Source organism: Thiohalophilus sp., assembly GCF_046483665.1.
Lineage (GTDB): Bacteria > Pseudomonadota > Gammaproteobacteria > UBA6429 > Thiohalophilaceae > Thiohalophilus.
Genome location: NZ_JAWOCR010000013.1, coordinates 1 through 14,301, shown reverse-complemented (window position 1 = coordinate 14,301; position 14,301 = coordinate 1). Strand labels below are relative to the sequence as shown.

The following is a 14,301-nucleotide window of genomic DNA, read 5'->3' as shown; positions in this document are numbered from 1 at the left end:
CGATGTTACCGATGGACAGGTTTGAGGCAGAAATAATGCAGCTACGCGGGATCATGAAGCAACACGAGCCGATGAGCCGTCACACCTCGTGGCGCGCAGGCGGTGTTGCCGAGTGTTTCTATCAGCCCTCGGACCTGACCGATCTGCAGCAGTTATTGCAACAGCTGCCGCCGGAAGAGCCTCTGTTCTGGGTCGGCCTGGGTAGTAATCTGCTGGTACGGGACAGTGGTTTGCCGGGCACCGTGATCTGTACCAGTGGTGTACTCAACCGGATTGAATGGCTGGAGGGGAACCGGGTTTATGTTGAAGCCGGACTGGCCTCGCCGCAGCTGGCGCGGCAAACCGCCAGGCAAGGGTTACACGGAGCTGAATTTCTCTGTGGAATACCGGGGACATTTGGTGGTGCATTGGCCATGAACGCCGGTGCTATGGGTGGGGAGACCTGGAGTATTGTCGAGTCGGTACAGGTTATTGATCGACAGGGGAACCTGAAAACCCGGCTGGCTGGTGAATTTGAAACTGGCTATCGCTATGTCAAGGGATACATCGATGAATGGTTTGTCGGCGCAACCCTGAAACTGGAAACCGGGAATACGGAAGAGGGGCTGCAAAAAATCAAACAACACCTGGCACGACGTGGTGCAACGCAGCCGACCAGTCAGCCCACTGCCGGTTCAGTATTTCGCAATCCACCGGGAGATTATGCCGCGCGACTGATCGAGCAATGTGGATTGAAAAATACCTGTATCGGCGGAGCCTGTGTGTCAGAAAAACATGCCAATTTCATTATCAACACCGGGACCGCGACAGCTCGGGATATTGAACTACTGATGCAGCATGTTGCCGATGAAGTCAAACAGACAACGGGTATAACGCTGGTAAAGGAAGTGCAAATCGTCGGAGAACCTGATGAGTCGCATTAATAACAGCGATAATGTCAAACCGCAGAGCCTTGGCAAGGTAGCTGTCCTGATGGGAGGATGGTCGTCCGAACGGGCCGTTTCGTTGCGCAGCGGACAGGCCGTACTGGATGCCCTGTTGCGCTGTGGTGTCGAGGCATACGGAATCGATGTAAAAAAACAAACGATCCTGCAGGAACTGGAGAACGGCAATTACGATCGGGCCTTTATCGTACTGCATGGTTCCGGTGGGGAGGATGGCCGGATTCAGGCCGTGCTGGAAATCCTGGATATACCCTATACCGGCAGCGATGTACTTTCCTCGGCACTGGCCATGGACAAGTTGCGCAGCAAAATGATTCTTGAGGCGGCCGGTTTGCCTACCCCTGATTACATGGTGCTGGATGACGATACCGATCCCGAGTATGTCGTGGCCAGTCTTGGGCTGCCGTTGATGGTGAAGCCGGCCCTGGAAGGATCAAGTATCGGTATGAGTCGGGTCGATGAACCGCAACAAATGCGCGAGGCATATGCGACGGCCGCTCAGTTTTCCGGTGCGGTAATTGCCGAGCGCTGGATCGAGGGTGGAGAATATACCGTCACCATTCTGGGTGAACAGGCCCTGCCGGTCATCAAGCTCGAGACACCCAATGCATTTTATGACTATGAAGCCAAATACCAGTCAGATCAGACTCGCTATCTGTGTCCCTGTGGCCTGCAAGTTGAACAGGAGGGTCAGTTACAACGCCTGGCGCTGGCGGCCTTCAAGGCAGTGGGAGCCCGGGACTGGGGACGGGTCGATATTCTCTGCTCGGCAGAGGGTAAGCCATGGGTAATTGAATTGAATACCGTGCCGGGGATGACGGATCACTCTCTGGTGCCGATGGCTGCGAAGGCCGTCGGGATGGATTTCGACCAGCTGGTTTACGCGATACTCGCCAGGACCCTGACAGGACACAATGGCCATCGACAACAGGAGGGCAATCATGTCGGCGCAGGCTAGACAAACCCTGCCAGTATCAACGTTATCGAAGCTGACATTTCGTCCGGGCCGCAGCTTGTTTGTCGTATCTGCGGTAATGCTGGCGGTATTGCTCTACTGGGCTGTTGAGCAATTGCTCAATCCGATGAATGTCCCGGTAAGCAAAATCCGGGTACAGGGCAGCTTTATTAATGTGACTGAAAATATGCTGAAACCATTGTCAAAGCAGGTCTCAGGTGTGGGTTATTTCGATATCAATGTCGACGCTATCCAGCAACAGGTCGAAAACCTGCCCTGGATCGAACAGGCAACGGTGCGCCGGATCTGGCCCGAGACCCTGGCGATTCATTTTATCGAGCGCCAACCTTTTGCGGTGTGGTCACAGGGCGGTTTGTTAAGTACTCGTGGCGAGATATTCCGCCCGGCGCAATCGACCTACCCATCCGGATTGCCCGTATTTCACGGGCCAGAAAAGCTGCGGGAAAAAATGCTGAAATCATATCAACAGTTTTCCAGGTTGCTGGCGCCGCTGGATATGCAAATCAGCGAGTTGAAACTGGACAGACGTCATGCCTGGCAGATTGACTTGCATAGTGGCATGCGTCTGAAACTGGGACGCGAACATGAATTTGAGCGACTGGCACGGTTTGTTCGCAGTTATCCCCGGCTCAAGATGCTGGAGCGTGGCAACGTCAAGCGGATCGATTTGCGTTACACCAATGGCATGGCGGTCGCGTGGGAATCAAAAAGTGCATAAAAGGATTCGGGGAGTGGCAGTGAATGTCTAAGAAAACAGAAAAAAACCTGATTGTTGGCCTGGATATCGGTACCTCCAAGGTGGTTGCAATTGTCGGCGAGGTAACCCCCGAAAATGATATCGAGATTATCGGACTGGGTTCGCACCCTTCTCGCGGCCTGAAAAAAGGGGTGGTGGTTAACATTGAATCCACCGTCCAGTCGATACAGCGAGCTGTGGAAGAAGCCGAGCTGATGGCCGGCTGCCAGATTCATTCCGTTTATGCCGGAATAGCGGGGAGTCATATTCGCAGTCTCAACTCGCACGGTATCGTGGCAATTCGCGACAAGGAAGTGACTCAATATGATGTCGAGCGGGTTATTGATGCGGCCAGAGCCGTGGCTATACCGGCCGATCAGAAAGTCCTGCATATTATGCCGCAGGAATTCATTATCGATGATCAGGAAAGTATTCGCGAACCCATCGGGATGTCGGGGGTGCGGCTGGAAGCCAAGGTACACATGGTGACCGGCGCAGTGAGTGCGGCACAGAATATTATCAAATGTGTTCGTCGCTGCGGGCTGGAAGTCGATGACATCATTCTCGAACAACTGGCGTCCAGCCATTCTGTATTGACCGAGGATGAAAAGGAGCTGGGGGTTTGCCTGGTGGATATTGGTGGCGGTACTACTGATATAGCGGTGTTCACCGAAGGTGCCATCCGCCATACCGCAGTGATCCCGATTGCCGGCGATCAGGTAACCAACGATATTGCCGTGGCTCTGCGTACTCCGACCCAACATGCCGAGGAGATCAAGATCAAATACGCCTGTGCACTCACCCAGCTGGCCAGTGCAGACGAAACGATTGAAGTACCGAGTGTCGGTGAGCGGCCGGTACGTCGTCTGGCGCGCCAGACCCTGGCTGAGGTGGTCGAACCGCGCTACGAAGAACTGTTTACGCTGATTCAGGCCGAATTGCGGCGTAGCGGGTTTGAAGATTTGTGTGCTGCCGGCATCGTGCTGACCGGGGGCAGCTCCAAGATGGAAGGCACAGTGGAACTGGCCGAGGAGATATTCCATATGCCGGTTCGTCAGGGTCTGCCGCAATATGTCAGTGGCCTGGTGGATGTGGTGCGTAACCCCATTTACTCCACCGGGGTCGGATTATTGCTGTTTGGTTATCAGAATCGTGCCTTGCGTGAAGTGGAAACACGCATGGGCGGTGGTTTTACAACCGTCATGCGACGGATGAAGAGCTGGTTTCAGGGAAATTTCTAAAGGATTTGTGACGTAGACACAATGTACCAACAACTGCATTGACAGTGAGGAGGGGTAAAATGTTTGAACTAATGGATACTTACAGTCAGAACGCCGTGATAAAAGTGATCGGTGTCGGTGGCGGTGGTGGTAATGCCGTTGAACATATGGTGGTACAGAGTATTGAAGGTGTGGATTTTATCTGCGCCAATACCGATGCTCAGGCCATGAAAAACAGTTCCGCCAGGACTTTGTTGCAGCTGGGCGGCGGGGTCACCAAGGGACTCGGCGCCGGGGCCAATCCGGAAACCGGCCGCAATGCCGCGATGGAAGATCGTGAACGCATCCAGGAAGTGCTGGAAGGCGCCGACATGGTCTTTATCACCGCCGGCATGGGTGGCGGAACCGGCACCGGCGGTGCCCCGGTCGTGGCGCAAATCGCCCGCGATATGGGGATACTGACCGTTGCGGTCGTGACCAAGCCGTTTCCCTTCGAAGGCAAGAAGCGCATGGAAGTCGCCCTGGCCGGGATGGAGGAACTCAAGCAGTATGTCGATTCATTGATTACCATTCCCAATGAAAAGCTGCTGAGTGTGCTGGGCAAGAACATCAGTCTGCTGGATGCCTTCAAGGCGGCCAACGATGTGTTGTTGGGTGCGGTGCAGGGCATTGCCGAACTGATTACCCGACCGGGTCTGATCAACGTCGACTTTGCCGACGTGCGGACCGTGATGTCCGAAATGGGGATGGCCATGATGGGATCTGGCCGGGCCTCGGGTGAAGAGCGCGCTCGTGAGGCGGCCGAAGCGGCGATTGCCAGTCCGTTGCTGGAAGACGTCAACCTGGCCGGCGCGCGCGGGATTCTTGTCAACGTCACTGCAGGCATGGATATGTCCATCGGTGAATTCGAGGAAGTGGGTAACACGGTCAAGCAGTTTGCCTCGGAAAACGCGACTGTTGTGGTCGGGACCGTCATCGACCCCGGGATGTCCGGTGAATTGCGGGTTACCGTGGTGGCGACCGGGCTGGGCAACGAGTTGAAACAGGGCGAGAAACCGAAACTGGTGGTTAACAAGAAGAGCGATGGCGAAGTTGATTATAACCAGCTGGATCGGCCGACCGTGATGCGCAACAAGAGTACGGCGGATGACAAGGGGCGTCAGGGAGACGGAAATATGGAATATCTGGATATTCCGGCTTTTCTGCGGCGTCAGGCGGATTGATTAGCCCCCCCTGAGGGGGCTGCAAACGGCTGGCAAAGATGTGTGACCGGGGTATCAAGTTTTCGGATAACCCGCCGCTGATGGGTATAAGTTGCTGTAAGATGTGAACTTGTTTTATTATGAACGTTTTCTTACGGTGTTATACTTGCGTCATATATGCGTTTGTAGTGAAACAGGCCCGAAACTTGCATCACACCTTGCACCACACAGGGAGACCTGGATTTCCAAAGGAGAATTTGGCTAGTGATTAACCAGCGTACACTGAAAAATGTCATTCGCGCAACCGGCGTGGGCCTTCACACCGGAGAAAAAGTCTACCTGACCCTTCGACCTGCCGCAGCGGATACAGGCATTGTTTTCAGGCGCGTGGATCTGCCGGAACCCGTTGAAATACCTGCAGTTCCGGAGAATGTCGGGGACACGACCCTGTCCACGACTCTGATCAAGGATGGCGTGCGGGTTTCGACGGTCGAGCATCTGCTATCGGCACTGGCCGGGCTGGGCATCGACAACGCCTATATTGATCTCAACGCGCCGGAAGTTCCTATTATGGATGGTAGCGCGGGACCATTTGTCTTTCTGGTGCAATCCGCCGGGATTCAGGAACAGAAAGCACCGAAACGGTTCATTCGGATTAAAAAGCCGATTGTCGTCGAAGAAGACGACAAGTGGGTCCGATTTGAACCGTTTGATGGATTCAAGGTCGCGTTCACCATCGATTTTGACCATCCGGTTTTCAAGGACCAGAATCAGACCGCCGAAGTCGATTTTTCCACTACGTCCTTTGTGAAGGAAGTGAGCCGGGCCCGGACATTCGGTTTCATGAGCCAGATCGAATCCCTGCGCGCCAATAATCTGGCGCTGGGCGGCAGTCTGGATAATGCCGTGGTGGTGGATGAATACCGGGTACTGAATGAAGACGGCCTGCGTTATGTAGACGAGTTCGTCAAACACAAGATCCTGGACTCCATTGGCGATCTCTATTTGCTGGGTCACAGCCTGATCGGGGCCTTCAGCGGCCACAAATCGGGGCATGCCCTCAACAACCGTCTTTTGCGTACCCTGCTGGATAATAAGGAAGCCTGGGAAGAGGTTACATTCGAAGATCCGGCCAAGGCGCCGATCTCCTTTGTTCAACCGGTGCAGGCTACCTGAAATTTGTTAAAAATGTAGCGACTGAACTCAAACGCCGACTTTCGTCGGCGTTTTTGCATGATTATTCGGGCCTGCCTGACAAATTCGCAAGGCAGTGATTTGGTCTGATTATCTGCGAAAATCTACTCAATATAGTAAAACTGACGGCTTAATCTTCAGTGCGGCGGGACCGCCCCAGACGTTGCAGGGCTGCGCGCAGGGCCGGATCCTCGATGGCCTCGGCCATGGCGTAGATGTCCCGGCTGGCGGCGGGGCTGATTTCGCGTTGCGGCGGGGGCTTTTCCACCGGGGCCGGTGTGACCGGGGCAACATGGATTTTTATGGACTTAAGTCCTTGTAAATCAGGGATATTTTGCTTAAGCTCTTGCAGCAGAGTGGGTACGTAATAGCGCAAACGTGATGCCCAGACCGGAGAGTCAGTCTGAATCACCAGTTGTTCGCTATCATAACGTGCGATCCGGCAGTGATCTGTCAACGGCTGATCGAGTACCGATAACAGCGACTGGTTGAGGTGACGCAGCCGGCGGGTGGTTGTGATGAGGTCCGCAAGCTGGTTCTTTTCCCCCTGCAGAAGCTTGTACAATGGTCTGGGAGAATTCATACTGGTTAATGAAGGATTTATCCTGTTAATCGGAAAATTCACTTTAACCTTACAGTAAAATAACAAGAGCTGTGCTGTCACTATGAATATAGTCGTATTGAGACGCAATAAAAGAAGTTCAGGATTGCTGACCCTGACCCGGCACCGCCTGATCAGCCTTGTTCTGGGAACGGTTATCGTGTTGCCGGCCGCATTTATCGGCGCGGGTTATTACCTGGGGGTCGCACATATGAAAGCCAATCCGGACGACCTCAACCTGGCTCTGCAATCGGAGCTCGATGCGCAAAGATTGAAAATTGAGGAAGTGACCCGTAATGCCCAGGAAAACATGGATGCGCTGGCATTGCGTTTGGGAAACCTGCAATCCCATGTCGTGCGCCTGGATGCCCTCGGTCAGCGCCTGACCCAGATGGCCAACCTGGATAACGGTGAATTCAACTTCGAGCAACCCCCGGCTCAGGGCGGACCGCTTACCAGCAGCGATGAAATGGCGGCAGGTAGTTCCATGGCCGTGCCGGATTTCCTCCAGTCTCTGCAACAACTTTCTTCCCAGATTGAGGATCGCGGCGAGCAACTCGGTGTACTTGAAGACATGCTGATGACCCGTAACCTGCAGGCTGAAGTCGTGCCCGCGGGACGGCCCATCACCCGTGGCTGGTTATCCTCCTATTACGGCATGCGTACCGATCCTTTCAGTGGCCGCCGGGCCCATCATTCGGGCATCGACTTTGCCGGTAAGGAAGGTTCGGATGTCGTTGCAGTCGCCGCCGGGGTCGTGACCTATTCCGGCAAGCGTTCCGGTTATGGGCAGCTGGTCGAGATAAATCATGGCAAAGGCTATGTCACCCGTTACGGCCATAACAAGGAACATCTGGTGGAAGTTGGCGAGACGGTCAAAAAAGGTCAGGTGATTGCCAGAATGGGATCGTCCGGGCGTTCCACCGGTCCCCATGTTCACTTCGAAGTGCTGGTGAATGGTCGCGCGGTGGACCCGAAAAAGTATATTCTTGCCAGCAAGTAAGTCGTTGTTCCACTCTCACTCCGGTTGACCGGTATGTCATTTTGCTTGCCCCGGTTATTCGCCCTGTTACCGGTGTTGTGGCTGGGCGCCTGCGTCGCCCCGCCGCCGGCTGGCCCCGAACCTGTTTCTTCTGCTTCCGTTCAGTTTCCCGCTCCGGTGCTTACCGTAGCAGCAGTTGGCGATGTGATGCTGGGGACCGATTTCCCGCGTAATCGCCTGCCTCCCCGCGATGGTACTCAACTACTGCTCGATGCCGCCCCGCTGCTACAGGCGGCGGATATCGCCTTCGGCAATCTCGAAGGTGTCCTGCTCGATGGCGGGGAGCCGGTGAAAACGTGCAAGGATCCATCCGCCTGTTATCTGTTTCGATCACCGGCCCGCTATGCTGACCATCTGCGCGCTGCCGGGTTCACGCTCATGAGTCTGGCCAATAATCATGCCCGCGATTTTGGCGAGGAAGGCCGCTCGGCCAGCATGCGGATCCTGCGCGAGCACGGTATCCGGCATACCGGACGCCATGGGGATGTCGCCCGCTGGGAGGTCAACGGGTTGCAGGTAGCGGCTATTGCCTTTGCGCCGTTTATTAATTCGCACGATATGCTGGATACGGCCCGCATGGTGGGACTGGTCAACGGACTCAAGCGGCAGCACGATATCGTACTGGTCTCCTTTCATGGCGGTGCCGAGGGAGAGGCGGCTCTGCATCTGCCATTTGCCGAGGAGCGTTATTATGGAGAACGACGCGGCGATGTGGTCGCTTTTGCCCGACGTGCGGTCGAAGCTGGCGCGGATCTGGTGATCGGCCACGGCCCCCATGTGCCCCGGGCCCTGGAGCTGTATCGCGGCCGCCTGATTGCCTACAGCCTGGGCAATTTTGCCACGTACCTTGGCATGAGCGTGCGTGGTGTGAACGGTCTGGCGCCGTTACTCGAGGCACAGCTGGCCGCCGATGGCCGGTTTGTGCAGGGGCGTATCCATGCTTTTGTTCAGCAACGACCGCGTGGCCCGGTGCCGGATGCGCAGCAACAGGCGGCGCGGCTCATGGCGCGGCTGACGGCCGAAGATTTTGCAACACCGTCGCTGGCGTTCGATCGTAAGGGTTATCTTTATCCGCGTCATGAACCTTTTGTGCCGGAAGCGGACAAAACCGGCGACGGCAGGTACAATAGTTCTTTTTAACAGGGCAAAGGTGTTTTTCCCTGCGTAAGTAATTAAATCAGTAAGTGAGTCCTTACATCGAAGGCTCGCCACAGGCAAATATATGCTCAAAACAGTATTCAAGAAAGTCTTCGGCAGTCGCAACGAGCGGCTGGTCAAACAGATGGGCAAAAACGTCGAACGGATCAATGCCCTGGAACCCGGGATTCAGTCGCTCTCCGACGACGCCCTGCGAAACAAGACCGCAGAATTTCGCCAGCGCCTGGCAGAGGGTGCCAGACTGGACGAACTGCTGCCTGAAGCGTTTGCCGTGGTGCGTGAAGCTGCACAAAGGGCGCTGGGCCTGCGCCATTATGATGTGCAGCTGATTGGCGGCATGGTATTGCATCAGGGCAAGATTGCCGAAATGCGGACCGGCGAGGGCAAAACTCTGATGGCGACCCTGCCATGCTATCTGAATGCCCTGCCACAGACCGGCGTGCATGTGGTGACAGTCAATGACTATCTGGCCCAGCGTGACGCCCAGTGGATGGGCAAAGTGTATGAATTTCTCGGTATGACGGTCGGCACCATCGGTTCGGGGATGCCGTTCGAGGAGAAGAAGGCCGCTTACGCGGCGGACATTACTTACGGCACCAACAACGAATTCGGCTTCGACTATCTGCGCGACAACATGGCCTTTAGCAAGGAAGAGCAGTTTCAGCGTAATCTGGGTTTTGCCGTGATCGATGAGGTGGATTCGATTCTGATCGATGAAGCACGCACACCATTGATTATTTCCGGCCCTTCCGAAGACAGCTCCGGGCACTATTACAAGATCAATGCCCTGGTTCCCAAACTGATCAAACAGGAAGAAGAGGATGGCCCCGGCGATTACAGCGTCGAGGAAAAGAACAAACAGATTTATCTGACCGAAGAGGGGCATCAGCACGTTGAAGAGTTGCTGACCGAGGCCGGATTGCTGCAAGAAGGCGAGAGTCTGTATGACGCCACCAACATCGGTCTGTTGCATCACGTCAATGCGGCGCTGCGCGCCCACGTGCTGTTCCAGAAAGATGTCGATTACATCGTGCAGAATAATGAGATCGTCATCGTCGATGAATTTACCGGCCGCACCATGCCCGGCCGGCGCTGGTCTGACGGACTGCATCAGGCGGTGGAGGCCAAGGAAGGGGTGGAGATCCAGCGGGAGAACCAGACCGTTGCCTCGATTACTTTCCAGAACTATTTCCGGCTCTACGACAAGCTGTCGGGCATGACCGGCACCGCCGATACCGAGGCCTACGAGTTCCAGACCATCTACGGTCTGGAGGTGGTCGTTGTTCCGACCCATAAGCCGATGATTCGCCAGGATATGGTGGACAAGGTTTACCTGACTCAACCGGAAAAATATCAGGCGGTACTGGATGACATTCGCGATTGTCGCCAGCGCGGTCAGCCGGTACTGGTAGGTACCACCTCTATCGAAGTGTCGGAGTTTCTCTCCGGGGTGTTGAAAAAAGAAGGCATCTCCCACGAAGTGCTCAATGCCAAGCAACATGAACGCGAAGCCGACATCATCGCCCAGGCGGGGAGTCCCGGTGCCGTCACCATCGCTACCAACATGGCCGGTCGCGGAACCGATATTGTTCTCGGTGGCAATATGGGCACCGGATCGGGGGACGGGGACGAGAGTGACGAAGTTGCCCGCGAGCGTACCCGCAAGGAGTGGCAACAACGTCACGATCAGGTCGTCGCCGCCGGCGGTCTGCATATTATCGGCACCGAGCGTCATGAATCCCGGCGTATCGATAACCAGCTACGCGGCCGCTCCGGACGCCAGGGCGATCCCGGCTCTTCACGCTTTTATCTGTCGCTGGAAGACAATCTGATGCGTATTTTCGCCTCCGAAAAGGTCTCCGCGCTGATGCAACGCCTGGGCATGAAGGAGGGAGAATCCATCGAGCATCCGTGGGTCAGTCGCGCGATTGAAAATGCCCAGCGCAAGGTCGAGGGCCACAACTTCGATCTGCGTAAGCAGCTGCTCGAATACGATGATGTGGCCAACGACCAGCGCAAGGTGATTTACGAACAGCGCAATGAGCTACTGTCCTCCAACGACATCAGCGACACTGTCAAGGCACTCCGCGAGGATGTCGTGCATAGCATGGTCAGTCTCTACGTACCGCCGCAGAGCATCGAAGAGCAGTGGGATCTCCCGGGGCTCGAAGAGATGCTGGAGGCCGAGTTCGCCGTCAAGCTGCCGGTGCGTCAGTGGCTGGAAGAAGACGACAGTCTGCATGAAGAGTCGCTGCGCGAGAAAATTCTGACCGAGATCGAGGCCGCCTATGCCGCCAAAGAGGCCAGTGTCGGCAACGAAGTCATGCGTCAGGTTGAAAAAGCGGTGATGCTGCAGGTGCTCGACGGCCAGTGGCGCGAACACCTGGCGATGATGGACCAGCTACGCCAGGGAATTCATCTGCGCGGTTATGCCCAGAAGAACCCGAAACAGGAATACAAACGCGAATCCTTCCAGCTGTTCTCCGAGATGCTGGATCGCATCAAACAGGAAGCGATTACCACGCTCAGTCGTTTGCATGTGCGCAGCGAGGATGATGTGGAGGCGCTGGAAGAACAGCGCCGTCGCCAGCAGCATGCCGAGGAGATGGAATTCCAGCACCGGGAAGTCAGTGCTATGGAAGAGGGGCAGGAGGCCGCTTCGGCGGACGAAACTGCCCCTGCAGCGCCGTATGTACGTGAAGGTCGCAAGGTTGGCCGTAATGAACCCTGCCCCTGTGGTTCTGGAAAAAAATACAAGCACTGCCACGGCAAACTGAGCTGAACGGACTCTTGCATGGCGGATTCTGATCAGGCCCTGGCATTCGAACCGGTCCCGGGTATCCGACTGGGCACCGCCTGTGCCGGCATCAAAAAGCCCGCTCGTCGCGATCTTGTGGTGATGGAGCTGGCCCCGGGCAGTCAGACTGCCGCCGTGTTCACCCGCAACGCCTTTTGTGCTGCGCCAGTCACGGTAGCCCGCGAACATCTGCAACAGACTACACCCCGCTATCTGCTGATCAATACCGGTAATGCCAATGCCGGCACCGGGGCCGCCGGAGTTGCCGATGCCCGCCAGTGCTGTGCGGCGCTGGCCGAACAGGTCGGTTGCAGGCCGCAAGAGGTATTGCCGTTTTCCACCGGTGTGATCGGCGAGCCATTGCCGGTGACGCGGATTGCCGACGGCCTGCCGGCGGCCTGCGCGGCGCTCAGCGAAGCAGGCTGGCCTGATGCTGCCCATGGCATTCTGACCACCGACACCGTCCCCAAGCTCGTCTCACGCCGTCTTGAGCTGGACGGGCGCCCGATCACCGTTACCGGCATGGCCAAGGGCAGCGGCATGATCCGCCCCGACATGGCGACCATGCTGGCCTATATCGCCACCGATGCGGCCGTCGACCCGCCCCTGTCGCAGAGCTTGCTGCAAGAGGCCGTGGATCACTCTTTCAATCGCATCACCGTCGACGGTGACACCTCCACCAACGACGCCTGTTTGCTGGTGGCTACCGGTGCAAGCGGCTTCCAGGTGACTGCTGACAGTGAAGCTGCCCGTCAGCTGGGTGAAGCGGTGGCGGCGGTCTGTGTTGAGCTGGCCCGGGCCATCGTGCGCGACGGGGAAGGGGCGACCAAGCTGATCAATATCGTGGTCAACGGCGGACAGGATGAGGCCGAGTGCCTGGCCGTGGCCTATACCCTCGCTCACTCGCCACTGGTCAAAACCGCCTTTTTCGCCAGCGATCCCAACTGGGGACGCTTGCTGGCGGCGGTCGGCCGGGCCGGCGTGGCCAATCTGGATGTCGAAAAAGTCCGCCTGTGGCTGGATGATGTGCTGCTGGCCGAGGCGGGCGGACGCGCCGCCAGCTATACCGAAGAACGGGGCCAAAAGGTCATGCAGCAGCCGGAGATCACCGTCACGGTCGATCTGCAGCGCGGCGACGTGACAGCCACGGTCTGGACCTGTGATTTTTCCTACGATTACGTGCGCATCAACGCCGAATACAGAACATGAACTGCAGTGGCTAGTCACTAGCGGCTAGTCACTAGGATCAGAGCGCGCGGTGTTCGTCGCCTTGCCAGAACTCGCAGGAAGATCTGTGTTGGACTGATGTCTGAAGACTATCGAAACACTGAAAACACCGAACAACACTGATAATGCTCAATAAACTGCTCCCTCGGTGGTTAATTTGTTATGCAATGCGAGAAGACAACAGATGAACTCTCGCGAAGACGCGAAGACGCGAAGACGCGAAGACGCGAAGACGCGAAGACGCGAAGACGCAGAGAAGTTCAATTGAAAACCGATCCGCTTCTCAAAATTTCAGCCAAACAAAATGAATGATGTAATTTTAACGCCAGAAACCATTTTTACTCCGCGCCTCTGTGACTCCGCGTCCTCTGCGTTTAATTCCCGCCCTGAAAAATGGGGCCGACTCAATAGCCGGAGCTGTTTTCCTGGCGATGGCTGAAGTAACCCATATTGCTGCAGGAGTGATCTATAACGCGGCTGGCGAGGTGTTGCTGGCCCGGCGGGCGGAACATCGCCACCAGGGCGGGCTGTGGGAATTTCCCGGTGGCAAGGTGGAAGCCGGTGAGACGGTGGAACAGGCACTGGCCCGCGAACTCCTTGAGGAGGTCGGGATTACGCCAGGCCACAGCGAGCCGTTGATTCGCATCCCGCATGAGTATGCCGATCGTCATGTCGTGCTGGATGTTCACACAGTGCGGGCCTTTAGCGGTGAGGCGCACGGGGGCGAGGGACAGCTGTTGCGCTGGGTGGCGCCGGAAAAGCTGAACGAGTATGCCATGCCCGCCGCCAATCGCCCGATTGTGAACGCCGTGCGCCTGCCCCCCGAGTGCCTGATTACCCCGCCGCTCGAGAGTGAGGAACAGTGGTTGTCCGTGCTGAAAAAAAACCTGCAACAGGGCGTGCGGCTGGTCCAGTTACGGCTCAAGGATCTGGCCGCGGATCGGGTCGATGCGCTGACGCGCAAGGCGCTGGCCCTGTGCCATGCCCACGATTGCCAGGTATTGCTCAATGCCGATCCGACGCAGTTCGCTCATCTGCCGGTGGACGGTTTTCATCTGCCGGCCAGTGCTCTGTCGCGGTTTTCTGCCCGGCCTGTGGCGGAGCACAGCTGGTTATCGGCGTCGATCCATAACCCGGCCGAGCTGCGAGAGGCGACCCGGCTGGACGTGGATCTCGGTTTTGTGGCCCCGGTGCAGGCGACCCG

12 protein-coding genes are annotated in these 14,301 nt (G+C 56.6%); 11 read left to right on the top strand and 1 reads right to left on the bottom strand.

What is annotated here, in order from left to right:
• Window positions 1–11: 11 nt before the first annotated feature.
• The 6 genes from murB to lpxC all read left to right on the top strand — a co-directional run bounded on the left by murB (window position 12) and on the right by lpxC (window position 6,254).
• Window positions 12–923 (top strand): UDP-N-acetylmuramate dehydrogenase, encoded by a 912-nt coding sequence (gene murB, locus R6U90_RS03210; RefSeq protein ID WP_410351222.1) that lies wholly within the window; start codon window positions 12–14, stop codon window positions 921–923.
• A complete protein-coding gene (locus tag R6U90_RS03205; protein ID WP_410351221.1) occupies window positions 910–1,902 on the top strand; it encodes a D-alanine--D-alanine ligase in 993 nt (330 codons plus the stop codon). The genes murB and R6U90_RS03205 overlap by 14 nt, the downstream gene beginning before the upstream one ends.
• Complete coding sequence (locus R6U90_RS03200; RefSeq protein WP_410351220.1) at window positions 1,886–2,638, top strand: cell division protein FtsQ/DivIB; 753 nt, start codon at window positions 1,886–1,888, stop codon at window positions 2,636–2,638. The genes R6U90_RS03205 and R6U90_RS03200 overlap by 17 nt, the downstream gene beginning before the upstream one ends.
• A gap of 23 nt (window positions 2,639–2,661) precedes the next feature.
• Entirely contained in the window at window positions 2,662–3,897 is a 1,236-nt protein-coding gene (gene ftsA, locus R6U90_RS03195) for a cell division protein FtsA (protein ID WP_410351219.1), read from the top strand.
• A gap of 59 nt (window positions 3,898–3,956) precedes the next feature.
• Window positions 3,957–5,099 (top strand): cell division protein FtsZ, encoded by a 1,143-nt coding sequence (gene ftsZ / locus R6U90_RS03190; RefSeq protein WP_410351218.1) that lies wholly within the window; start codon window positions 3,957–3,959, stop codon window positions 5,097–5,099.
• A 243-nt stretch (window positions 5,100–5,342) separates the two neighbouring features.
• On the top strand, window positions 5,343–6,254 hold the full coding sequence (lpxC, locus tag R6U90_RS03185) for a UDP-3-O-acyl-N-acetylglucosamine deacetylase (protein ID WP_410351217.1): 912 nt from the start codon (window positions 5,343–5,345) through the stop codon (window positions 6,252–6,254).
• Window positions 6,255–6,402: 148 nt separating this feature from the next.
• Here lpxC and R6U90_RS03180 read toward each other — a convergent pair whose 3' ends face one another.
• The gene (locus R6U90_RS03180) at window positions 6,403–6,855 is read right to left on the bottom strand and encodes a DUF721 domain-containing protein (RefSeq protein WP_410351216.1); all 453 of its coding nucleotides are present in this window, start codon (window positions 6,853–6,855) and stop codon (window positions 6,403–6,405) included.
• A gap of 82 nt (window positions 6,856–6,937) precedes the next feature.
• Here R6U90_RS03180 and R6U90_RS03175 point away from each other — a divergent pair, with 82 nt between their 5' ends.
• The 5 genes from R6U90_RS03175 to R6U90_RS03155 all read left to right on the top strand — a co-directional run.
• Complete coding sequence (locus tag R6U90_RS03175; RefSeq protein WP_410351215.1) at window positions 6,938–7,876, top strand: M23 family metallopeptidase; 939 nt, start codon at window positions 6,938–6,940, stop codon at window positions 7,874–7,876.
• A gap of 33 nt (window positions 7,877–7,909) precedes the next feature.
• Window positions 7,910–9,055 (top strand): CapA family protein, encoded by a 1,146-nt coding sequence (locus R6U90_RS03170; RefSeq protein WP_410351214.1) that lies wholly within the window; start codon window positions 7,910–7,912, stop codon window positions 9,053–9,055.
• A gap of 82 nt (window positions 9,056–9,137) precedes the next feature.
• A complete protein-coding gene (gene secA, locus R6U90_RS03165) occupies window positions 9,138–11,855 on the top strand; it encodes a preprotein translocase subunit SecA (protein WP_410351213.1) in 2,718 nt (905 codons plus the stop codon).
• Between the two features lie 12 nt (window positions 11,856–11,867).
• A complete protein-coding gene (gene argJ / locus R6U90_RS03160) occupies window positions 11,868–13,079 on the top strand; it encodes a bifunctional glutamate N-acetyltransferase/amino-acid acetyltransferase ArgJ (RefSeq protein WP_410351212.1) in 1,212 nt (403 codons plus the stop codon).
• A 449-nt stretch (window positions 13,080–13,528) separates the two neighbouring features.
• On the top strand, window positions 13,529–14,301 hold a 773-nt coding region (locus tag R6U90_RS03155), incomplete at its 3' end, for a Nudix family hydrolase (RefSeq protein WP_410351211.1).